We start from the raw sequence: 22,251 nt of genomic DNA on the forward strand, positions 1-22,251 counted from the left end.
ATGAATCAGGGCCTGTTCACGCCACGCAGGGTCGGCTCACTCCACCGTGAGGGCCGGCAGGCTGTCGAGCACATCCACCGCCTGCAGGCTCATGCGGAACTCCGCACCGGCCCCGGGAAGGCTGCACACCCAGACGGTGCCCCGGTGCCGCGTCACCACGGCCTGCACGAACGCGAGCCCCAGCCCTGCGCCCGACGTGCGCGTATCGCGCCCGAGCCGCTTGAACTGCTCGAACAAGCTGGCCTGCTGGTCCTGCGCGATGCCCGGCCCCTCGTCCTTGACGGAGATGACGTGCCGGTCACCGTCGCGCTGCAGCGCGCAGGTGATCCGGCCGCCGCGAGGGCCGTACTTCAAGGCGTTGTCGACCAGGTTGGCGACGGCACGCGTGAGCAGGTCGCGATCCGCACGGCTCATGCACGGCCCGTTCGAGGCTTCGGTGACGATTTCCACGCCGCGCGCGCGGGCCTGATCCCAGAAGCGGTCGGCCGCATCGACGATCACGTCGCACAGATCGACCGTCGTGAACTCGTAGGCGTCCGACTGCGCCCGGGCCAGGTGGACGAAGTCATCGGCCAGTGCGAGCGTGCGGCGCGCGTGCGCTTCGATGCGCTCGAACACCTGCGGATCGGGCACCGGGTCCAGGCGCTGCAACTCGATCAGCGTCAGGATGGACGACTGCGGTGCGCGCATGTCGTGCGAAATGAAGCGCAACGCCTCCTCGCGCTGCCGCTGCACCTGCTGCACCGCGGATATGTCGACCAGGCTGACGATGCTGCCGACCACCGTGCCGTCCTGGGCGCGCCGCGGCAGGCACTTCAGCAGCAGGTCGCGCTGCTGCACGTCGACCACATGCCGTTCGAGCGCCTGCTCGCGCACGACCGGCACGACGGGCGGCAATGGCGATCGGTCGGGCAGCCGCAGCCGGTCGGCGAACAGTGCGTCGACGTCGCGGTCCTGCAACTGCTGCACGCTGGCGCTGAAGTAGCGCGCCGCCGCCTCGTTGGCGAGCAGCACGCGCCCTTGCGGGTCGGCCACCAGCACCACGTCGGCGAGGCTGTCGATGCTGTCGCGCACGAAGCGCAGCAGGCCGCGCAACTGCTCGGCCGCCGTGGTCAGCGCCAGCATCCTGCGGTCGAGCTCGTCGCCGGTGCCTCGGCCGGCCACCGGCAAGGCCGTCAACAATTTGTCCTCGCGCTGCATCTGCCGAAACTCTTTCGCGAGGTAGTCGGTCACCGCCTCCAGGCGGAACCAGCCCCACATCGGATAGATCAACGCCAGGCAACCGAGAGCGGCCAGCGGCGCGAACTGCACCCCGGGCGCCTTGAGTGCAGCCCACGCCAGCACGTACACCAGCAGCACGAGCGCGACGACGGTGCAGAAGGCCCAACGCGGCTGCAGCCGGTACAGCGCGGCCATCGCGAGCACCACCGGCACCAGGCAGAACAACGCGTTCTCCCACGGCGTCGCACGGCGCAGGTGGATGTTCCGGCGCAGGGAATCGAGCACGTTGGCCGACACTTCGACGCCAGGCATCAGGCTGTCCTGGCTCGCCATCGGCGTCAGGTACGCGTCGCCCATGCCGGCCGCAGTGGCGCCGATCAACACATACTTGCCGCGCAGCGCTTCGGCGGGCACCCTGCCCTCCAACACGTCGACATACGACAGGCGGGCAAAGTGGCCCGGCGGGCCGGCGAAGGGAATCTGGATCCAGTGGTCCCGCTGCCATGTGCCGCCCGCTGCCCGACCGTCGGCGTGTGCCGCGGGTGGCCGGCGCACGCCGGGCAGCGTGCGCCCCGGCGGCGCTTCGCCGGCGGCCTGCATCAAGGCCACGGTCCAGTGGTCCCAGTGTTGCGTGCCGGTGCCTTCGCGCAGGAACACGCTGCGAGCGACGCCGTCTTGCCCCAGCTCCACGTGGATGTGCCCGACGCCGCGCGCGGCGGCCCGCAACGGCGGCGACGGCAAGGCCGGTTGGACGTCGGCGCTGCCGAGCCACTGCGCATGCAGCGGCAGCACCACGTTGCCGGCGTGCCCGATGGCGTGTGCCAGCAGGATGTCGTCTTCGACCTGCTGCGGGTTCGACTCGGATAGGATCAGGTCGAGACCGATGGCGCGCGCACCGGCTTGCTGGAGCCGCTCGATCAAGGCCGCATGCACGCGGCGCCGCCACGGCCACCGGCCCAGCGCTGCCAGGCTGCGGTCGTCGATGCCGACGATCACGATGTCGGTCGGTGCCGGCCGCTCGGTCATCGAGCGCAGGTGGTCGACGAAGGCATTCTCGACGCGCCCGGTCCCGTTGGCATAGCCCCAGATGCCGGCGACCAGCGCCACCGCTACCCACAAGATGCCCCACCGGGCCAGTGCCGCGACGGGCGCCGGCAGCGTGGCCACCCGGACCAGGGACAGGCCCGGTCGCCCGGCTCGGCGGTTTCGCAGCATGCGCACGCTCAAGGCGACTGCGTGCCCAGCTCGGTGCCGTACCGCACGTTCACCGGCGCGCCGTCCGAGGTGCACACGCCGGCCGGCGTGCTGACCCGCCGCGCCGCCGAATAAGGCGACGCCAGGCCATGCGCCGAGATCGTGCGCAGGCGCAGGAAATACGCCCGGCACCCGGCGGGCAGCTCGAGCCGCGCGCGGGATTGCGTGACCTCGATGTCGCGCACGATCTCGCGGAAATCGACGTCGGCCGCCAACTGCACCTGGTAGCGTTCTCCAGGCGCGCCGGCCCAGTGCACCGTCAGTCCGTCAGTGGTTTCCACCGCCGGCTCGGGCGCCACCGGCACGGGCACCACGGTGAAGCGGCTGGCATCGTTGAACGGCCCGCGCTCTTCCGTGCCGCCGGCATCCGGCGCCAGCGTCGCCACGCGCCAGTGGTATTCGCCGGGCTCGGCCAGATCCGTCGCGAAGCGGCACTGGTCGCGCTGCGTCGCCTCCTTGACCAGCGTCGTGAACTGCGGGTCCCGCGCCAGCTGCAGCCGGTAGGCCACGCCGCCGGGCACCTCGGTGCAGCGCAGCTCGACGGCGCCCGGGCCGAACACCTGCCCCGGCAGCGGCGAGCGCGCCAGCGGAGGCAGCGGCTGGGTCTTGATGCGCAGGGGCACGGTGGTTTCCTCGCCCATCAACCCGTCGGCATCGATCGCCCGCAGTCTCAGCGTGTAGGCGCCGTCCGGCAGGCCGTCCAGGCGCGGCGCAGGGTGGGTGCCGGTCTCGTCCACGAGCACGCGCACGAACTGCGTGTCTTCCGCCACCTGTATGCGGTAGCCTCGCGCGTCGTTCGCCCTGGCCAGCGGCAGCTCGAACGGCAACCGCTCGATCGGCCCCGCCGGCAGCTCGAGCCGCGGTGCCGGCAGCAGCGTGCGCACCTGGGGCGCCTGCCCGGCCGCAGCGACCACGGCGCCCTGACCGGCCATCACCTGGGCGTCTTGCGAGCCGGCGTTTGGCGTCACCGCGACCTGTCCTTCGACCACCTCGGACAGCATGCGCCCGCCACCCGCAGGCACCGACACGCCGAAACGGGTGCCTCGCACGCCGGCCACGGCCAGCGGGGTGCGCACATCGAAACGCGAGCCCTTCGGCTGGCGCGAGACGTCCGAATCGACGCGTCCTTCGTCCAGCTGGATCACGTTCTGGCGGCGGCCGGCCTCCTTGATCTCGCGCAGCCGCTGCAGCGTGACGCGCGTGCCGCCCTGCAGGTGCAGCACCGATCCGTCGTCCAGCCGTACAGTGACGAAGCCCCCGGGCTCGACCTGGATCGTCGTGCCTTCGTCGAGCACGTCGCGCGCCTGCAAGCCGCGCTCGGGTGCGTGCGCACCTTGGCGCGCCACTGCGGCGCCCTTCACGTAGAGCACCGTGGCGCGCTGCGCGACGCCCAGCATGCGCGACACCGGCAGCATCAGGATGCTGCCCGGCGTGAGCCGCTTCGGGTCCCGCACCCGGTTGATGCGCGCGAGCAACCGCCAGTCTTCGGCGCTCTCAAGGTAGCGCTGCGAGACGGCATACAAGGTGTCGCCCTGCTGCACTTCATAGTTGATGTGCTCGTTGGCCGCCGCTGCCGTCGCCAGCAGCGCGAAGGCCGCCACGCACGCGTGCTTCACCGCGCGGTTCATGCCTGGCCCTCGACCGCTGCAGGCAGGCTGTCTGCCAGCTCGGCAATCGCCTCCAACCGATACCCCTGCCCGTACACGGCGGTCAGCCGGTAGCCGCGCGCGGGGCGCAGGTTGAGCTTGCTGCGCAGCGACGAGACATGCGTGTCCAGGCTGCGCGACGGTATGTCGGCAGCGCGGCCCCACACCGTTTCGATGAGATAGGCCCGCGACAGCAGCCGCCCCTGGTTGGCGAACAGGCAGCGGGCCAGATCGAACTCCTTCTGCTTCAGCTCGATCGGCTGCCCCTCGAACTCGACGGTCCGGGATGCCAGGTTGAAGCAGTAGCCGCCATAGCCCAGGACCAGCTGTTCCTGCTGCGGATAGCTTCGGCGGATGAGCGCCCTCACCCGCGCCACCAGCTCGTGCACGCGGATGGGCTTGACCATGTAGTCGTCGGCGCCGCTGGACAGGCCCTCGACGATGTCGCGCTCGTCGCCGCGGTTGGTCAGGAGCAGTATGGGCACCGGATGCCCGTAGTTCTGCCGCACCCAGCGCACGATATCGATGCCGGCCACGTCAGGCAGTTGCCAGTCCAGCACCAGCAGGTCAAAGCTCTCGCGGCGCAGTTCGCGCAACAGCGCCTGCCCCTTGCTGAAGATCGCACATTCATGGCCTGAAGCCTTGACCGATCGCTGCACCAGATCCAACTGCGAAGGATCGTCGTCGAGTGCCGCCACACGCATGGTCTTGCTTCCTCTCCTTGTTGCGCCGCACCGAGCGCGCCCCTGGAGCAGGTACTGCGGTTTGGCTTTCTGTTCGGAACGCGCCATTCTCTCCAAAAAGAACGCGCCGGGTTGCGGGACCCGAAGCGCCGGCCCTCCGTAGGCACAGAGATGATCGAGCAGCGTGAATTGTTCGACCGATATGCCGACAGCGCGGCCACCTCGGCCAGCGTGTCGACGTCCCACGGGTCTCCCGGGCGCATGTGCAGTGCACTCAACGCGCATCCATGGCGTGCCGGCGGGCACGGTCGGGAGCGAGCAGGCGGTCGACGACGCTTCGGCGTGAGCCCGTTGCCGGCGCAAGTCCGCAAGAATCGTCAAGTCACCCGGCCGCACCATTCAGTCCTCATTCACAACGAGGACTGACCGGTGAGCACCCACCCCACGGACCACTTCGACCAGCGCGACCCGCTGCTGGTCATCGGTATCGAGCTGCGCACGTCCAACGACGAAGCCGGCCGCACCATCCCTGACCACTGGCGCCGCTTCTCGCAGCAGCAGGTGCCGGCGAGCGTGCCGCAACGCCTGGGCGAAGACGTGATCGCGGTGTACACGCACTTCGAGCATGAAGGCATCGACAATGGCGGCCGATACTCGCTGGTGATCGGCTGCCCGGTGCACGGACGCCCGGAGGTGCCGCCCGGGATGGTGTCGGTGCGGGTGGCACCGTCGCGCCGGGTGCGCTTCCCGGTCGAGAAGGGGCGCCCGGACCTCGTCGGCGCCGCATGGCAGCGCGTCTGGCAGCGCGACGATCTTCGCAAAACCTATCTGGCCGACTATGAACGATATGGACCGGACGGCGGCATCGAGCTGTGCATCGGGGTCGAACCCGGCGACGCCTTCTGAACCGCTGCAGCCGCGGCGAACCGATCATGCCGACCGGCTGCTGCGGGTGACGGAGTACATTCACGCCCACCTGGACCACGACCTCGACCTGAACCGGCTCGCGGACATCGCCTGCCTCTCCCCGCACCACTGGCATCGCATCTATCACGCCGTGCATGGGGAGACGCTGGCCGCCTCGGTCAAACGTCTGCGGCTGCACCGGGCTGCGGGCGACCTGGCCCACACCCGCTGGCCGGTCGCGAAGGTCGCGCGCCGCTGCGGCTACGAAGATGTCAGCTCCTTCACGCGCATCTTCAAGGCGGCCTACGGCCTGACGCCGGCGCGCTTTCGCGTCGCCGGGCAGCATGCGGAATTCCTGCAGCGGCGAGCCGCCGCCGCGGCGGCCCATCCGGTGCGTGTCGAACAGCTGCCGGCGCTCGCGGCCGTCGGTCTCGAGCATCGGGGTTCGTACATGGCGATCGGGCGAGCGTTCGAGACGCTGGTGGGCCGGCACGTCAGCCGCGGCGAGGTGACACCGCCATTGCGCATGGTCGGCCTCTACCACGACGATCCCGCGTGCACGCCGGTGGGCTCGCTGCGCTCCACGGCGTGCCTCGTCGTCGAGCCGCACCACCCGCTCGTCGACACGCCGATCCGCGGCGGCTGGTATGCCGTGCTGACCTACCGGGGTCCCTACGCGACCATGCACGAAGCCTACCGCTGGCTCTACGGCACCTGGCTGGTCGAGTCCGGCCTCGTCCCTGCCGATGCACCGCTGGTCGAGGAGTATCTGAACGACCCGCGCACCACCGCGCCGGGCGACCTGCTCACCGAAATACGGCTGCCGCTCGACGACCGGCCCCTGCCCGACCCTCGTTGACGGTCCCCGCTGCGGGACGTCCGTTCATCGCGATCCCACCCTAAGGGGGTGATGACACGTGCGGGGCTTTCCGTGAAACTCATCTCGCCACAGGACGAACGGCCGGCCCCCACGCCGTCCCCATCGCCTGGGCATGCGGAGAGAAGCAGCTCGCCCCGCATGCCTGCCGCACGAGCAAATGTTGTCGGTCCGGCTCGCCGTGCACTGGCGTAGCGGTTGCGCAGGCGCCGACAGGCGGTCAGCCGTATCAGGATGCCGTCTGCGCCAACCACCCGATGTCGCGGCGAGGCCGCAGGAGGGCCGGGTCCACCCGGCCCATGACGCACGCGCCTGCGCCCCACGACGTTCGGAGGAGGTGCCCAGTGATGCAAGACCACCTGTGCGGGATGATCGGCGTTTCCGACGCCTTTGCGCGCCTGAAGCAGCGCATCGAGCGGGCGGCACGCTACGACGTGCCGGTGCTGATCGAGGGCGAGACGGGCACCGGCAAGGACATCGCGGCGCGTGCCCTGCACTATCACAGCGCCCGCGCCGACCACCCCTTCGTGCCGGTCAACTGCGGCGCGCTGCCCGAGACGCTGGTCGAGAACGAGTTCTTCGGCCACCGGCGCGGCGCCTACACCCATGCCGTGGCCGACACCCCCGGCCTGCTGTGCGTGGCGAACGGCGGCACGCTGTTCCTCGACGAGGTCGATTCGCTGCCGCTGAAAGGCCAGGCGATGCTGCTGCGCCTGCTCGAGGAACCGACCTACCGGCCGCTGGGCGGCGGCCGCGAGGTGTCTTTCGATGTGCGCGTGCTGGCGGCGAGCAACCAGGACCTCGACCAGCTCGTGAAGCAGGGCCGCTTCCGTGGCGACCTCCTGTTTCGCTTGCGGCTCGTGGGCCTCAAGGTGCCGCCGCTGCGCGAACGCGACGGTGACGCGGTGCTGCTCGCCGAGCACTTCGTGCGCAGCCTGGCGCGCCGCTACCGGCTGCCCGACCGGCCGCTGCACAGCTCGGCCTGCACCTGGATCCGCGGCCACGCGTGGCCCGGCAACGTGCGCGAGCTGCAGCACTGGGTGTGTCGCGGCCTGCTGTTCGGCGACACCGACGAACTGCGGCCGCTGCAGGAGGAAATCACTCCCGCCGACCTGGCCGCCGCCGGGGCGACGTCGTACCGCGACGCGCGCGCCCGCGCCATCGAGTCCTTCGACCGGCACTATCTGTGCGAGCTGATGCGCCGGCATGGCGGCAACATCACGCACGCGGCCCGCGAAGCGGGCAAGGAACGCCGAGCACTGGCACGGCTGCTCAAGCGCTACGCGCTCGACGCGACCAGCTTCAGGGGTCACTCGGCTCACTGAACCCCGCGGGGCGCGGCCCACTCGGGCCGTGTGACGATGCAACGGCCGCGCGGCCCGCCAGCCCGCGCCCCCCCTCATCGCCGACGTGGCATGGCGCCCCCGGGCTCCCGGTTCGCCACGCGCGCTTTCATGTGCCATTGCGGGTCACGCGGCACCCACGCCCGGGTCATGTGCGACCCGGTCGTGCCCGCAGGGGCGTCGTTGCGTCGAACAGGCCTGCGACGGCACCCGCCGCCGGGTCGCCCGTACCCCACCCGCCCAACAGGCTTGCCTTGCAAATCAAGGACTTGCGTGGTTTTTCGGGGTGGCACAAGTCGTGCGAAAGCTCACGCATGAGCATGAGCCCCTTGCTGCCCTCTTCGCCGTCCGAGGCCGACGCCGAGAAGGTCGCGCGCGAAATCCTGGCCTACCTGGCCCGGCGACCGACGGCGTGCGACACGCTGGAAGGCATCCTGCAATGGTGGCTGCCACGCATCCGGCTCGAAGACGCGACGGAAACGGTGGAAAGCGCGCTCGTGCTGCTGGAGCACCAGGCCTTGATCGACCGCGTTCCGATCCCGGCGGGGGCGACCATGTATTGCCGCCGCCGCAGCGATGCCCCGGGGAGCAAGGCGCCATGAACCTGCCCGACCCTCCCGCCCGGCTCAAGCGCCGGCGCGCCCCCCGCGACGGCGGTGAAGCGCCCATGGCGAGCAGTGCGGCCGCAGTCGCCGCCGGGTCGGCCGCCGCCCCCCTCGATGCGCCGGCGGTCGTCGCCGCCACGCTGGCCGTGCTCGACCGGTTGCTCGCGGTGGCCGTGGACAAGACGGCACGCCTGCTCGGGCCGGCCACGTTGCTCGATCCCTGGCGCGGCATGCATCTGGATGTGGAAGACGTGCGGCGTGCGCTGCGCGGCGACCGGGTCGCGGCACTGCACGAGAGCGATGCCGCGTTCGCGGTCGGCGGCGATGCGGCGGCCGCGCTCGCCGCACCGATCCTCGCGTCGCCCGTTCTGGCCGGCGTCGTGCACGGCGCGGCGCTCGACCCCGTCGACGTCGCGATTGCTGTCGTCGTGCTCGCACCCCACGTCGACCTGCGCTACGAGCGCATCTACGGCTACCTGCAGGACGACATCCAGTGTCGGCAACCCGCGCCGGACCTGATCGCCAACCTGCTCGGCGGCTCGCCGGCCGGGCGGCTGCAGGTGTTGGAGCGATTCGAGCCGGGTGCGCCGCTGATGCGCGCACGCGTGCTGCAGGCCGGTGGCGCCGGCGTCGCGGCGCCGGGGCTGGGGCTGGGCTTGCGCCTGAGTGCCCCCTGGCTCGCCGCACTGACCCGGTCCCCGGCGCAGGCCGCAGCGCCCCGCGCCGAGCGGCCGGCGCTCCATGCCGCGCCTTCCGAGGTGGCGGCCCAGGTCGGCCGCATCGTGCACGAGGCCCGCGCGCATGCCGAGCCGGTGCGGCTGATGCTGCAGGGGCCGGACGGCGCCGGCAAATTCGATCTGGCCCGGTACATCGCCGGCGCAGCCGGCCTGACACTGCGCGTCGTCGACCTGCGGGCCTGCGCGTCGGCGGAAGAACTGCGCGCCGTGGTCGACGCCGAGACGCTCGCAGCTCGGCTGCAAGGCGGCCTGCCCTACCTGCACGGCGTGGCCCGCATGAGTGCCCACGACCCGCAGTTGCCACGCCTGCTGCAAGACCTGCTGGCGGCCCCCGGCGTGGCCTTCGTGCTGTCGCTCAATGCCCCGCTGCCGTGCGTCGGCGCACGAGCGGTGTCCGTCGACCGCATCGAGCTGCAGTGGCCGGACGCCGAACTGCGCCTGCACTGCTGGGACGAGGCTCTCACCGAGCGCGGCCTCGCCGTGCCGCAGGATCAGTTGTCCTCGGTGTCCACACGCTTCGCGCTCAGCCGCGCGCAGATCCGCCAGGCGGCGGCCGACCTGGAGCGAGAGCTGCGCCTGCGCGGCGGCCCGTCCACCGTTGCTGCCAGCGACCTCGCGGCCGCTGCACGCCGGCTGTGCGGCGACGAACTTGCACGCCTGGCACAGCGTATCCGGCCGGCCGCCGGCTTCGAGGCCCTGGTGGCGGCCCCGGAAGTGATTGCGCAGCTGCGCGAGATGTGCACGCGCGTGGCCCTGCGCGACACGGTGCGCCGCTGGTGCGGCGACGGCGTGCATCGCCGCGCGAACGGCATCAACGCGCTGTTCGCCGGCCCCTCGGGGACCGGCAAGACGCTGGCGGCCGAAATCGTCGCCCATGCGCTCGAGCTCGACCTGTTCCGCATCGACCTGTCGGCGGTGGTCAGCAAGTACATCGGCGAGACCGAGAAGAACCTCGACCGCGTCTTCGCGGCCGCCGAGCACGCCAACGCGGTGCTGTTCTTCGACGAGGCCGAGGCGCTGTTCGGCAAGCGCAGCGAGGTGAAGGACGCGCACGACCGCTACGCCAACATCGAGATCGCCTACCTGCTGCAGAAGATCGAGCAGTTCGACGGCGTGGCGATCCTGGCGACCAACCTGAAGCAGAACCTCGACGACGCCTTCACCCGGCGGCTGACGTTCTGCATCAACTTCGCGTTCCCGGAAGAGGCCGAACGGCTGCGGTTGTGGCAGACGCTGTGGCCGGCGGCAGCGCGGCGCACCGACGAGGTCGACTTCGCCGTGCTGGCACGCGACTACAAGCTCTCCGGCGGCAACATCCGCAACGTCGTCACCGCCGCGCTCTACCTCGCGGCCGCCGACAACGGCCCGGTCACCCGCGAGCACCTGCTGCACGCGACGCGGCGCGAATACCAGAAGTTCGGCAAGACCCTCGGTCCCGTGCCTGCCACAGGCGAACGGAGGGCGGCATGAGGCGCCCGCCGGCCCACCGGCAGCGCAGCGCCGACAGGCCGCTCCCTGCGCATGCGAAGCACGTGGGCGATGCGCAGCGCAACACGGCACAGGATGCCGCTGGGGGCATGCGCGGCGGCCACCGCACGGTGGTGCCCCCCGCGGACGGCGCGCCGCTGGACCCGGCCGTGCGAGCCGACATGGAGGCGCGCTTCGGCACCGGGTTCGACAGCGTGCGCGTGCACCACGGTCCCGAGGCGAACGCCCTGGCCGAGGCACTGGGCGCCAAGGCGTTTGCGCAGGGCGAGGACATCGTCTTCTCCGCCGACCGGTACGCTCCCGCATCGCCGCAGGGGCGCCGGCTGCTGGCGCACGAGCTGGCGCACGTGGTGCAGCAGCGCCGCGGGCGTACGGCGCCGCGCCAGCACGACGACGCCGCCCACGAGCGCGCAGCGGATCGTGCGGCCGGCGCGGTGGCTGCGGGTGCCGCCGCGGTGCCGGTCGAAGGCGCCGCGGCAGTCGGCGTCGCGCGCGAACCCGAAGACGATGAAAAGCGCAAGAAGGGCGGCAAGCAAGGTGGCAAGGGTTCGAAGACGCGGCGCACCGACACCCTGGTGTCGGACCGCAAACTGCCGGATGCAGACGCGGTGCGGCGCAAGCACACGCTGGAGGTGTTCGGCGAACGCGCCCACGACCCCGACCAGAAAGCCGAACTGGCCGAGGAGCGCACCACGCGCCGCACCGGGAGATCGGAGACGGCGCGCCATGCCGATCGGCTGAAGGACGTCGACGAGCACCATGGGCTGCCGAAGTTCCTCGGCGGCCGGCGCGTGCAGCGTTACATCCGGCTGACCAAGGAGCTGCACTACCTCTATCACGAGGAGCTGTACCTGCTGCTCGAGCAGGAGTTGAAGCGGCGCGGCGCGCTCGCCCGGGACGCCAAGCGGGGGGCGCGCCGCAGCTACGGGCGCCTGTTCTCGCGCCTGCCCGCCGCAGACCAGAAGGCGGTGCTCACGCGCATCGTGCAGCACGCACGGGAGTTCGATCAGCGCTACGCGACGACCGAGTACCCGGACAAGCGCCAGCGGCTCGCCGCCGCGGTGCAGCGCGGCATCCGCGAAGCCGCCGCCGACAAGGCGGCGGCGGCGAACAAAGGCGGCGGCAAGGCGCCGCCGCCCAAAGCGACTGCGGCGGCTCAGCCGGCCGTCAAGACACCGGCACCGGGAACATCGTCGTCCCCCCGGACTCCCGCGGCGAAGGCTGCCGCCTCCGCGAAACCATCGGCAGGCAAGGCCCCCGCAGGGGCCAAGACGGGGAAGCCGGCGACCGCGGCGCCTCCGGCCCGGCTCGCCTCGCCGCCCGCCGCGAAAGTGCCGGCTGGTCCAGCGGCCACCGGCCCCGCGGCCACGGCGCCGGCCAAGGTGGCCACGCCGGCAGTGGCGCCCCCGGCTGCACGGCCGGTGCCGAGCTTCACGCCGAAGGTGCAGATGCGCTACCCCAGCTTCCGCACCTTTGGTCGCAGCTTCGGCAGTGGCCTGGCGGGTGCGGCGCTTGCCGTCGGCGGCGCCTGGCTGCAGGACAAGGTGTGGACCTACCTGTACGAGAAGGACATGGAGAAGATCCAGCCCCAGCTGGAAGCCAAGCTGAACGACCTCAGCGACTTCGTCTACCTCTCGGCGATGACGGCACCGGGCGGGTCGCTGTACGCGAACGTGACCGTGCAGACCACGGCGCACACCTACAAGGACCCCGAGGTGACCGGCTGGGTCCACTCGGACGTCTACATCGGCACCTCGTTGAAAAGCGTGGCCGTCTCGCCGGTCAACCTCAACGTCTCGAGCGACCACCACGAGTGGGGCTTCGCAATGAACGAGAACACCACGACCACGACGTTCTCGTTGCCGCTGCAAGACATCCCCTTCGAGGACCTGGTCGCGTTTGCCCGCGCAAAGAACATCTCGCTCGACACGCTGCGTGCCTACGCCGAGGCGCAGAACCGCGAGGCGGGGCAGGCCTCCGATGGCGGGCGTGGCGCCCACATGCGCGCGCTGTGGAGCCAGCGGCTGAAGGAGCTGGAATGAAGCCGCTCGCGTCGCACCGCCGACCGCCGAGACGGTCTTGTGCCATGGCCGGAGGGGGAGCGCCATGAAGCGCGGGCGGACATCGGCCGGCACCGACGTGGATCACGACGGCATGCTGTCGCGCCGCGAGGCAGCGCCGGGCGTGAATCCGGCGCGGGAGGCAGCGACCGGCAGTGCGGGCAACCGCGCGCGCAGCGGCGCGATGAACGGCGCACGGCTGGATCCGCAGGTGCGCGCCGACATGGAAGCGCGCTTCGGCACGGACTTCGGCGATGTGCGCGTGCATGACGACGGCGAGGCGCATGCATGCGCTGCAGACCTCGGCGCAAGGGCCTTCACGGTAGGCCACGACATCGCGTTCGCGCAACACGCGTATGCACCGCACTCCGCGACCGGCCGCCGGCTGCTGGCGCACGAGCTGGCCCACGTGGTGCAGCAGCGCCGCGGCGGCCCCACGCCCGCGCTGTCGCAACAGGCACCGCACGAGCAGGCGGCCGATGCCGCGGCCGATCAGGTCGCGGCCGGTGCCACCGCCGTGCACGTGGAAGGCGGCACCGCCGTCGGCGTGGCGTGCGCCCCCGTGCCCAAGGCCGATGACCCCGACACCGCGCGTCGCCGCGAAGTGATGGAGCGCGAAGCGCAGGAACGCCAGGCCCGGCAGCAGGCACGCGAGCAGGCGCATGCCGAGCTGGTGCTGGCGCTGCTCGCGTTTCGCCGCCACGAATACCGCTTCGGGCACTGGTACGCACGCATGGCGGCGCTGGAGCCGGGCGTGGTGTGGTCGGCGACCATGCGCCTGCTCGGGCCCTATGGCTTCGGCATGGCGTGCAAGGTCAGTTCCGGCGGTGTCGGCGAATACCTCAAGGAGTTCGACTTCGCCGTGTCGATCTGGGCCCAGGCCACGCGCTATCGCTACCTGAAGCGCGGTGCGCTCAGCGTGCCCATCTTCGACCCGGAAGGCGAGGAGGCGCGGCAGAACGAAGTCATCCTCGACGAGTTGCCCGACGGCACCGGCTACATCGGTCGCCGGCGCGACTTCCTCGCCGTGCAGGACGCGCAGATCAAGGAGCGCAACGCGCGCGTGGCGGAGAACATCGCCGCCAACGTCTTCGGTGCGGTGGGTTGGGGCCTGGACGGCGAAGAGGGCTCGGAAGCGGGCGCCGCGCTGGGCGATGTGGTCTTCAATGCGCCCGGCCGGGGGGGCCGCAGCCGCCCGCGCAAGCGGGGCACGGGCCGCGGGGGACGCGGCGGGCGCGGCTCGGGCCGTTCGGGCCGCGTCGTCAGGCCGCGCGCCGTCGGCAAGTCGGCGGGCTCCGCCTCCACGGCCGGCGCCGCGCAGGCGGCACAAGCCGCGCAGGCCGGCGTGGCGCCGGTCCTCGCGCCGGCAGCGGGCAGCGGCACGCCGGCCGTGGCCGCAGATCCGCTGGTCGCGGTGCCGATCCAGGGCCGCAAGAAAGGGGTGTTCTTCCGCCAGGGCACACCGGAATTCGGCAAGCATGCCGGCACCGCCACCCGCGCAGGCCAGCCCAAGTCGCCGCCTTCGCGCACCCATGTGGTGATGCCGGAGAGCCAGGCGCGTCAGCTCGGGTTTCGAGCGGAGGGCGAAGCGCCCACCAGTGCCATCGAGCCGCGCCGCATCGGCGGCCTGCAGGTCGAGTCCGCCGGTGCGGGCCGCCAGACCGGGCACCCCATCACCGCACGCACCAGCCGGCAAGCCGGCCGCAGCACAGGCTCCAGCCTCGAAGCGCCGCGCAAGAACAAGGCCGCTCAGCATGGCTTCGACCGCACCATCAAGGCCGACATCGCGCAGTCGCAGGGCCACAACGCCCTCATCGACGGTGGCGAGCTCGGCGTCCTGCGCCCCAACAACGTCAGCACGCCGGGGGTCGATTCCATCACCGCGGTGATCGACGGCAACGGCAACGCGCGCATCTATCTCAACGACTTCACCACCCCCGGCACTCGCAAGGGCCCCAAGCCGACGCACGACAAGTGGCGCCGCGAGTTGCTGGATGCGACGGCACCCGGCCGCATGGATTTCGGGGGCCGCAAGATCGGCGGCGTGGCGGTCGAGGACTCGATCCGCCGGGCCATCGCAGCCAACGAGGTCTACGTGCGGCCGGTGAAGGTGTCGCTGCCGGACCAGGCGGCGCCCGGGGCCACGCCCACCGGCGGCACCGCCGCGCCGACCGTCGAGCTGGGCAAGCTCATCCGCTTGAAGCAGCCATGAGGGCACGCCATGGCTGACACAAGCTCCATCCGCGCTGCACCGGGCCCGCAAGGCGGACGCCCGGCGCGCCGCACACCGGCTGCGCGCCACGGCGCAGGCGCCGCGGGCGCCCTGGAACAGGCCGTGGCGCCGGCCTGCGCCGGCGGCAACCTCGCCATCGGCCAGGCGCTCGGCGCCGGCGCACCGCTGGACGACACCATCCGCCAGGAGATGCAGGCACGCTACGGCGCCGACTTCTCGCAGGTGCGCGTGCACGCCGGGCCGGCGGCAGCCAGCTCGGCCGACGCCCTGCACGCCAATGCCTATGCCGTGGGCCGCGACATCGTGTTCGGGCCGGGACGCTATGCGCCGCACACGCGCGAAGGCCGGCGGCTGCTCGCGCATGAACTCGCGCACGTGGTGCAGCAGTCGCGCGGCGGCCCGCGGCCGGCGTTCGACCCACAGGCGCCGCACGAGCAGGCGGCCGACCGCGCGGCCGATGCGGTCGCGAGCGGCAGCGGAACGGTCGCGGTGGAGGGCGCCACCGGCGTGGGCGTCGCGGCCGACATCAAGGGCTGGTTCTCAAAGAAGTACGAAGGCGCGTCGCAGCTCGTCGACGAGGCCAAGGAGATGGTGCCCGACGAAGTGCGCGAGGTCGCCGGCGACGCGCTCGACCTGGCAGGCGACGCCGTGGACGTCGCGGTCGAATACGCCCCGTATGCGGCCGGCCCGGTGGTGGGCAACGTCGTCGACTTCCAGCGCGCGGTGATCACCGACATCAAGGAAGAGATCACCGGTGTCGACGACCCCGAAGCCCTCGGCGTGCGCGAGACGGCGGCCCGCAAGGTCGACTTCGCGGTCGGCGTCAGCAAGGGCGCCGTCTCGCAGGTCACCGACCTGGCCGACACCGTGGTGTGGGCCGGCTCCGAGCTGCGCGATGCGAAGAACACGGTGGTCGAGAAAACCGCCGAAGTGGCCGGCATCGACCCCGAGACCGCGAAGACCGTGGCCCGCGTCGGCAGCGTGCTGGTCGCTCCGTTCGCGCCGCAAGCCCTGCTGGCCGACGCGCTGGGCGGGGCCAACGACGCGATGAAGGAGGCCGGCTGGGTCGATGAACAGGGCAAGGCCAGCCTGACGACGCAGGTGCAGGACCTCTACGACTACGCCGGCGACAAGGTGCTCGAGGTCATCGACGCACCGAAGAAGGAAGCGGACGACAGCCTCTTCACCCAGCGCGAGAAGGGTGAACTGCTGGGCGCCGTCGGCATCCAGGTGGCCGGCGCCTTCGTCGGCGCGACCGAGGTGAAGGTGGGCCTGGCCGTGGTCGGCGCGCTCGGCGGCATCCGCGGCATCGTCGAGACGATGCGCGCCCACCCGAACGACTTTCACACGCAGCCGTCGTTCTGGTCCGGGCTGCTCACCACGGCGCTGTCCATCGTCGGGCTCAAGGGCAAGGGCGCGTCGAAGAAGATCATCGACATCGCGCTGAAGTGCGGCGCGCTGGCGCAGGTGGTGCCGCACCTGTGGCAGCTGTACAAGGACTACAACGACACGGAGTTGCAGGCCGACCCCGAGCGCTACGAGCAGACGCTGAAGCGAGATTTGAACGCGGTAGTCCGGGCGGTGGTCGACGTGGTCGTGATGATCATCCGCAACGGCGCCGCCGGCAAACCGACGCCCAAGTACAAGGGCGGGCCCCCGAAGGGCGGCCCGGTGGGCGACGTCGGCAGCGAAGGCGGCGTGCCGAAGGCACCGGCGGCAAGCGCAGCCGACGCCGGGGGGGCCACGCCCGGCCCGGCCAACGAGACCGCCACTGTCGCGAAGCCGCCTTCGGCCACGGCACTGAAGAAGGCCGACCTGCGCGCCCAGGGCGCCAAGCGCAAGGCAGACACCGCCGATGCGCGCGCCAAGAAGGCCGAGGACTCGGCCGCGGCGCGCGAGGCGGCGTCGCAGAAGGCCAAGGCCCGGGCCGACGAGCAGCGGGCCCGCGCCGAGAAGAACGCGCAGACGCTGCAGGACAAGCGGGCCAAGGCCGACGAGAAGGCCCAGGCGCTGGCCGAGGCGCAGCAGAAGGCCGCGGCCAACGGCGGCGACGCGAAGGCAAAAGCCAAGCTCGACAAGGCGGCCCTGGCGGCCGACAAGGCCGCGGCCGACGCCCGCACCAAGGCCGAGAACGCCGGCAAGCGTGCAGACTCGGCGCGTGCCAAGGCCGACACTGCCGACGCCAAGGCCGCCGCCGCCGAGCAACGCGCGCAGGACGCCCGCGCCCAGGCCAACGACGCCCGTGCCAAGGCCAAGCAGGCCGAGAGCAAGGCCCAGACCGCGAAGGAAAAGGCCCAGGCCCTGCGCGGCCCGGACGATCCGCAGGCCTCTTTCGCCGACCTCAGCGACCCGGCGCATGCCTCGCCGTCGAGCGGCCCGGCCTTCAAGCCGAATGCCGAGCCCATCGTGTGGGTGCGCACCGGCAAGGGCAAGCAGCGCTGGAGCTACGTGCCCGAAGGCGACAAGCGCTTCGGCAAGGGCGAGGGCGTGGCCATGCCGAAGAGCCAGGCCGACGACCGCAACTTCACGCCGGCCGGCGAGGCGCCCAAGATCGTTCCGATCACGCCGCGCACTGGCGCGAACGGCCGGCCGGTGGAATCCACCGGCGCCGGCGGGCGCCGCGGCTCGCGCTACGCGAGCGCGTCGGCCAAGGACCCGCGCGCGGTGACCGAAACCTCCATCCGGCCCGACACCAACGAGAACCAGGCCTACAACCGCCACCTCGACACCGGCGAATTCGGCATCCTGCGGCCGCAGGGCTCCAATGCGCCTGGCGTGGATTCGATCACCGCGCGCATCGAGTTCGACGCGCAGGGCCGGCCGGTGCGCGCGACGATCTACCTCAACGACGTCACCACGCCCACCGCAGCCAAGGGCGCCAAGCCCTCGCATGCCAACTGGCAGCAGGAGCTGGCCGGCGCGATCGATCCCAAGGCGCCGCCGGGGCAGCGCATGGACTTCGGCGACCCGGCCATCGACGCGGTGGTGCGCAAGGCGGCGGCCGACGGCAACGTCTACATCCGCGTGGTGCGCACCGAGCCGACCGCCGCCGGCCACCAGTCGGTCACCATCGACCCGGCCGAAACCTTCCGCGCCGGCCCGGTGACGGTGCCGCGGCTGCCCAACGTGGCCGAGGTGCGCGACGGCGAGCGCGAGGACGAGGAGGCGGCGCCATGATCGCGCACGCCGACCTGCTGCTGTTCCGCCTGTTCCGGTGGCAGGTGGCGGAGCTGTCCGCGGACACGCAGGTGCGCTTCCAGCCGCCCGACGACGACTGGCGCACCGCGGTGCCGGGCATCACCGACATGAACGGCAACCCGGCCGGCTCGCTGAACGTCTACCTGGCCGACGTGCGCGAAAACCGCCGCCTGCGCAGCAACGAGCGCGAGCGCACCACGGTCGGCACCGAGATCCACGAGACACCGGCACCGCGGCGTGTCGACTGCCACTACCTCATCAGTGCCTGGAGCCCGGTGACCGTGTCGCCGGCCACCGAACCGACCATCGACGAGCATGCGCTGCTGTCGGAAGCGGCGCTCGCGCTCGGGCGCTCGGACGTGCTCGACCCGGTGGCGATCTGCGCCGCCACGCGCCCCGGCCTGCCGGCGATCCCCGTGCCTGCGCCGCTGCTCGACGAACAGATGCCGGTGACGCTGCTGCCGGTGGAAGGCTTCCCCAAGCTCGGCGAGTTCTGGGGCACCATGGGCCCGTCGCACCGCTGGAAGCCCTGCCTCTACGCCATCGTCACCGTGGCCCTGAAAGAGGCGCCGCGGCCTGCCGGCCCGATGGTGACGACGATCTACTCGCACACGCTGCAGCGCGACCTGCCGGCCACGCTCAACACCCGCTTCCACCTGGGCGGCACGGTGCACGTGTCGGCCGCCGACGCCACGCCCGTGCCGCTGGCCTGGGTGGAGCTGCTGACGCCGGCCGACACGCTGGTCACCATCGCGCGCGCCGACTCGAGCGGCCGCTTCGTCTTCGCCGACGTGCCCGCCGGCGACTACCACCTGCGTGCACGCGTTGCCGCGCTGCCGCTGCCCCCTTCCCCGCCCGCACCGCCGCAACCGGCGCAACCGACATCGCCAGTGCGAGCGATCACCGTGCCGGAGCCGTCGGGCTCCTACGACATCGTCTTCTGATCAAGGAGCAACGTATGGCTGTGCAGGTTTCCTATCCCGGCGTCTACATCGACGAATTCGCCCCGGGCGCCCCCATCCAGGGCGTCGGCACCAACACCGCGGCCTTCGTCGGCGTGGCCGAGCGCGGCGTGCTCAACGAACCGACCAAGATCACTTCCTGGGAGCAGTTCAAGAGCACCTACGGGCCGCATCCCGTCCCGGGCACCTACCTCTGGTACGCGGTGCGCGGCTACTTCGAGAACGGCGGCAACGTCTGCTACGTGGTGCGCGCCTCCAACGGCGCCTACCAGCGCATGACGCTCAACGACCGCATCAACCCGGTCAACAACAGCCGGCCGGTGGTGCAGCTGCGCGCCCGCCAGCTGGGTGCCCTGGGCATCACGGTGAACGTGACCGACACGCCGGTGCTGAGCAACGTGGCGGTGTACCGGCCGACCGCGGCGCTGGCCGCGCAGGCCACCGCGGGCGAGTCCTCGGTGCGCGTGGCCGCCGCCGGCCCCATCACGGCCGACCAGGTGGCCAACCGCTTCAAGCCGGGCGACGAGGTCTCGTTCTCGACCGGCACCGACCGCCGCGTGGTGATCGGCGTCAGCGGCGACACCGTGCGCTTCGCGGTGCCGCTGTCGTCGACGCTGCTGGCCGCCGCCACGATGCGGCTCGCCAACACCACCACCGGTACGCGCACGATCCGCCTGAGGCCGGCCGGCGCCGGGCCGCTGCCGGCCGGCCAGCTGGTGGCCGGCACCATCCTCACCATCACGCAGGGCGCCGCCACCGACACCCAGATCGTCGACTCGGTCATCAGCGAGGTGCTCACCGAAGGCGCGCAGGGCGGCCTGAGCGCCTTCAGCTACCGGGTCACCTTCCGTTCGGGCCTCAACATCCAGCTCAACATGGACCCGGGTGGCCCCGCGGTCACGGCCATGTCCACCGAGATCCAGCTCGACGTCACGCTGGGTGCGGTGGTGGTCGGCTACCCCGGCCTGTCGATGGACCCGGCGCACCCGCGCTACCTGATCGACGTGCTCAACAACGACGCCGGCGGCCTGCTGACCGCCTCGCTGGTGGAGCCGCCGCCGCCCAACACCGTGGCCAATGCCATTCCGCGCACCGGCGCCGCGCTGCCGATGAGCCCGGTGGAGAACGGTGCGGCCGAAGCGCTGGGCTCGTTGACGGTCGCCAACTTCACGGCCGCCATCGACCGGCTCGCCGCCATCGACGACGTCAACTTCATCGCCGTGCCCGACCGTCCGACGGCCGCTGGGCAGTTGATGCTGACGGTGCAGCAGCACCTGGTCGCGCACTGCGAGCTGCTGGCCGACCGCTTCGCGGTGCTCGACGCCAACCCGGGCGCCGACCTCTTCACCACCGCCAACAGCCTCGAGACGCAGCGCCGGGGGCTCGATTCGACGCGCGGCTACGCGGGGCTGTACGCGCCATGGCTGCGGGTCGGGCCCGACAACAACGGCCCCCCGATCCTGGTGCCGCCGAGCGGCCATGTGTGCGGCATCTTCGCGCGCAGCGACGCGCTGCGCGGCGTGCACAAGGCCCCGGCCAACGAAATCGTCAACGGGGCGCTGGGCGTCGAGCGCCGCATCAGCCTGATCGAGCAGGGCCAGCTCAACCTGCAGGGCATCAACATCGTGCAGGTGTTCCAGGACGGCGGGCGGCCGATGCTGTGGGGCGCACGCACTACGGCCACCGACACCAACTGGCACTACGTCAGCACCCGGCGGCTGTTCCTCTACCTGGAAGAGTCGATCCAGGAGGGCATCCGCTGGGCCGTGTTCGAGCCCAACAACCTCGAGCTCTGGCAGAAGCTCAAGCGCACCCTCACCGACTTCCTACTGCGCAGCTGGCGCGACGGCGCGCTGTTCGGCGCCAAGGCCGAGGAGGCGTTCTACGTGCGCATCGACGAAGCGCTGAACCCGTTCTCGGAACAGCAGCTCGGGCGGCTGCACATCGAGATCGGCGTGCGGCCGAGCTACCCGGCCGAGTTCGTCATCGTGCGCATCGGCATCTGGGACGGCGGCTCGGACGTGACCGAGGCCTGATCAACGGAGGACATCCATGGCGACCCGCAAAGACCCCTACTCGAGTTTCAACTTCCGCCTCGAGATCGACGGCATCCGCCGCGCCGCCTTCCAGGAAGTGGGCGGCCTCGATTCGTCGATCGACGTGGTCGAGCACCGCGAAGGCGGCGAGAACATCACCATGCGCAAGTACCCCGGCCAGGTGAAGTTCTCCAACCTCAGCCTGAAGTGGGGCATGTCGGACGACACCGACCTCTACGAGTGGCACAAGCAATGGGCCGACGGCGACTCGGCCGCCAAGCGCAAGAACGGCTCGATCGTGCTGCTGGACCGCCAGGGCCAGGAGAAGGTGCGCTGGAACTTCTTCAACGCCTGGCCGGCCAAGTGGACCGGCCCGGCCTTCAACGCCGAGTCGAGCGAGCTCGCGATCGAGACGCTCGAGCTCGCTCACGAGGGCCTGGCGCGCGCCTGACCCGCCCCATTTGGAGACCCCCCATGTTCCAGACCGAATTCGAGTTCCAGCTGCCGTGCGGCTATCTCGACGAGGACGGCACCCTGCACCGCGACGGCGTGATGCGCCGCGCAACGGCAGCCGACGAGATCCTGCCGATGAAGGATGCGCGCGTGCAGTCCAACGAGGCCTACCTCATCGTCATCCTGCTGTCGCGCGTGGTCACGCGGCTCGGCAGCGTGCCGGCGGTGAACCCCAAGGTGATCGAGAACCTGTTCGCCACCGACCTGGCCTACCTGCAGGCCCTCTACAACCGCGTCAACACGCTCGACGAGGCGGCCGGCGCCTGCCCGCACTGCGGCAAGCCGCTGCAGGCCGACGCGGAGCCGCTGCCGGGGGAGGCGCGCGGGGTGTGGTCGGCTACCCCGCCGCTCAACTGAGGGAAGAGATGGCCTTCCTCGCCTACCACCTGCACTGGACGCCCGCCGACCTGCTGGGTCTGGAGCACCGCGAGCGGCGCCGCTGGGTGGCCGAAGTGTCTGCCATCAACCAGCGCATGAACGAGGGCTGAC

The 22,251-nt window shown here is 71.4% G+C and carries 16 protein-coding genes; 13 read left to right on the forward strand and 3 right to left on the reverse strand.

The window, feature by feature from the left end; genetic code table 11:
* Positions 1 to 36 precede the first annotated feature (36 nt).
* Genes M8A51_RS13125 through M8A51_RS13135 form a run of 3 tightly spaced genes read right to left on the reverse strand, consistent with a single transcriptional unit; the run spans position 37 to position 4,825 of the window.
* Positions 37 to 2,436: a CHASE2 domain-containing protein gene (locus M8A51_RS13125; RefSeq protein WP_251778924.1), complete on the reverse strand. Its 2,400-nt coding sequence runs from the start codon at positions 2,434 to 2,436 to the stop codon at positions 37 to 39.
* 8 nt (positions 2,437 to 2,444) lie between these two features.
* Positions 2,445 to 4,103 carry a FecR domain-containing protein gene (locus M8A51_RS13130; RefSeq protein WP_251778925.1) on the reverse strand — a complete coding sequence of 553 codons (1,659 nt, stop codon included), beginning with the start codon at positions 4,101 to 4,103 and terminating at the stop codon, positions 2,445 to 2,447.
* On the reverse strand, positions 4,100 to 4,825 hold the full coding sequence (locus tag M8A51_RS13135) for a response regulator transcription factor (RefSeq protein WP_251778926.1): 726 nt from the start codon (positions 4,823 to 4,825) through the stop codon (positions 4,100 to 4,102). Before M8A51_RS13135 ends, M8A51_RS13130 begins: the two co-directional genes overlap by 4 nt.
* A gap of 408 nt (positions 4,826 to 5,233) precedes the next feature.
* On the opposite strand from M8A51_RS13135, the gene M8A51_RS13140 reads away from it, so the two are divergent.
* The 13 genes from M8A51_RS13140 to M8A51_RS26280 all read left to right on the forward strand — a co-directional run bounded on the left by M8A51_RS13140 (position 5,234) and on the right by M8A51_RS26280 (position 22,250).
* Entirely contained in the window at positions 5,234 to 5,710 is a 477-nt protein-coding gene (locus M8A51_RS13140; RefSeq protein ID WP_251778927.1) for a GyrI-like domain-containing protein, read from the forward strand.
* Positions 5,711 to 5,756: 46 nt separating this feature from the next.
* Complete coding sequence (locus M8A51_RS13145) at positions 5,757 to 6,569, forward strand: AraC family transcriptional regulator (RefSeq protein WP_251778928.1); 813 nt, start codon at positions 5,757 to 5,759, stop codon at positions 6,567 to 6,569.
* Between the two features lie 365 nt (positions 6,570 to 6,934).
* Positions 6,935 to 7,912, forward strand: a complete 978-nt coding sequence (locus M8A51_RS13150; RefSeq protein ID WP_251778929.1) for a sigma 54-interacting transcriptional regulator — start codon at positions 6,935 to 6,937, stop codon at positions 7,910 to 7,912.
* Positions 7,913 to 8,244: 332 nt separating this feature from the next.
* Positions 8,245 to 8,532: a hypothetical protein gene (locus tag M8A51_RS13155; protein ID WP_251778930.1), complete on the forward strand. Its 288-nt coding sequence runs from the start codon at positions 8,245 to 8,247 to the stop codon at positions 8,530 to 8,532.
* Positions 8,529 to 10,742 (forward strand): ATP-binding protein, encoded by a 2,214-nt coding sequence (locus M8A51_RS13160; RefSeq protein WP_251778931.1) that lies wholly within the window; start codon positions 8,529 to 8,531, stop codon positions 10,740 to 10,742. The genes M8A51_RS13155 and M8A51_RS13160 overlap by 4 nt, the downstream gene beginning before the upstream one ends.
* Complete coding sequence (locus M8A51_RS13165; RefSeq protein ID WP_251778932.1) at positions 10,739 to 12,802, forward strand: eCIS core domain-containing protein; 2,064 nt, start codon at positions 10,739 to 10,741, stop codon at positions 12,800 to 12,802. Before M8A51_RS13160 ends, M8A51_RS13165 begins: the two co-directional genes overlap by 4 nt.
* Positions 12,803 to 12,866: 64 nt before the next feature.
* Positions 12,867 to 15,032, forward strand: a complete 2,166-nt coding sequence (locus M8A51_RS13170) for an eCIS core domain-containing protein (RefSeq protein ID WP_251778933.1) — start codon at positions 12,867 to 12,869, stop codon at positions 15,030 to 15,032.
* 9 nt (positions 15,033 to 15,041) lie between these two features.
* Positions 15,042 to 18,230 carry an eCIS core domain-containing protein gene (locus M8A51_RS13175; protein WP_251778934.1) on the forward strand — a complete coding sequence of 1,063 codons (3,189 nt, stop codon included), beginning with the start codon at positions 15,042 to 15,044 and terminating at the stop codon, positions 18,228 to 18,230.
* Complete coding sequence (locus M8A51_RS13180) at positions 18,227 to 19,195, forward strand: Pvc16 family protein (protein WP_251778935.1); 969 nt, start codon at positions 18,227 to 18,229, stop codon at positions 19,193 to 19,195. The genes M8A51_RS13175 and M8A51_RS13180 overlap by 4 nt, the downstream gene beginning before the upstream one ends.
* Positions 19,196 to 19,209: 14 nt before the next feature.
* A complete protein-coding gene (locus M8A51_RS13185) occupies positions 19,210 to 21,249 on the forward strand; it encodes a phage tail sheath subtilisin-like domain-containing protein (RefSeq protein WP_251778936.1) in 2,040 nt (679 codons plus the stop codon).
* 16 nt (positions 21,250 to 21,265) lie between these two features.
* The gene (locus M8A51_RS13190; protein WP_251778937.1) at positions 21,266 to 21,700 is read left to right on the forward strand and encodes a phage tail protein; all 435 of its coding nucleotides are present in this window, start codon (positions 21,266 to 21,268) and stop codon (positions 21,698 to 21,700) included.
* Between the two features lie 23 nt (positions 21,701 to 21,723).
* On the forward strand, positions 21,724 to 22,119 hold the full coding sequence (locus M8A51_RS13195) for a phage tail assembly protein (RefSeq protein ID WP_251778938.1): 396 nt from the start codon (positions 21,724 to 21,726) through the stop codon (positions 22,117 to 22,119).
* 8 nt (positions 22,120 to 22,127) lie between these two features.
* Positions 22,128 to 22,250: a DUF6760 family protein gene (locus tag M8A51_RS26280; protein ID WP_259371986.1), complete on the forward strand. Its 123-nt coding sequence runs from the start codon at positions 22,128 to 22,130 to the stop codon at positions 22,248 to 22,250.
* Position 22,251 lies beyond the last annotated feature (1 nt).

It is taken from the genome of Caldimonas mangrovi, assembly GCF_023721835.1.
Classification (GTDB): Bacteria; Pseudomonadota; Gammaproteobacteria; order Burkholderiales; family Burkholderiaceae_C; genus Caldimonas; species Caldimonas mangrovi.

What these genes read in the sequence shown, in the direction of transcription:
- M8A51_RS13180 (WP_251778935.1), top strand. Translation starts at nt 18,227, where the DNA reads ATGATCGCGCACGCCGACCTGCTGCTGTTCCGCCTGTTCCGGTGGCAG.
- M8A51_RS26280 (WP_259371986.1), top strand. Translation starts at nt 22,128, where the DNA reads ATGGCCTTCCTCGCCTACCACCTGCACTGGACGCCCGCCGACCTGCTG.
- M8A51_RS13195 (WP_251778938.1), top strand. Translation starts at nt 21,724, where the DNA reads ATGTTCCAGACCGAATTCGAGTTCCAGCTGCCGTGCGGCTATCTCGAC.
- M8A51_RS13170 (WP_251778933.1), top strand. Translation starts at nt 12,867, where the DNA reads ATGAAGCGCGGGCGGACATCGGCCGGCACCGACGTGGATCACGACGGC.
- M8A51_RS13125 (WP_251778924.1), bottom strand. Translation starts at nt 2,436, where the DNA reads ATGCTGCGAAACCGCCGAGCCGGGCGACCGGGCCTGTCCCTGGTCCGG.
- M8A51_RS13130 (WP_251778925.1), bottom strand. Translation starts at nt 4,103, where the DNA reads ATGAACCGCGCGGTGAAGCACGCGTGCGTGGCGGCCTTCGCGCTGCTG.
- M8A51_RS13190 (WP_251778937.1), top strand. Translation starts at nt 21,266, where the DNA reads ATGGCGACCCGCAAAGACCCCTACTCGAGTTTCAACTTCCGCCTCGAG.
- M8A51_RS13155 (WP_251778930.1), top strand. Translation starts at nt 8,245, where the DNA reads ATGAGCATGAGCCCCTTGCTGCCCTCTTCGCCGTCCGAGGCCGACGCC.
- M8A51_RS13135 (WP_251778926.1), bottom strand. Translation starts at nt 4,825, where the DNA reads ATGCGTGTGGCGGCACTCGACGACGATCCTTCGCAGTTGGATCTGGTG.
- M8A51_RS13150 (WP_251778929.1), top strand. Translation starts at nt 6,935, where the DNA reads ATGCAAGACCACCTGTGCGGGATGATCGGCGTTTCCGACGCCTTTGCG.
- M8A51_RS13185 (WP_251778936.1), top strand. Translation starts at nt 19,210, where the DNA reads ATGGCTGTGCAGGTTTCCTATCCCGGCGTCTACATCGACGAATTCGCC.
- M8A51_RS13175 (WP_251778934.1), top strand. Translation starts at nt 15,042, where the DNA reads ATGGCTGACACAAGCTCCATCCGCGCTGCACCGGGCCCGCAAGGCGGA.
- M8A51_RS13165 (WP_251778932.1), top strand. Translation starts at nt 10,739, where the DNA reads ATGAGGCGCCCGCCGGCCCACCGGCAGCGCAGCGCCGACAGGCCGCTC.
- M8A51_RS13160 (WP_251778931.1), top strand. Translation starts at nt 8,529, where the DNA reads ATGAACCTGCCCGACCCTCCCGCCCGGCTCAAGCGCCGGCGCGCCCCC.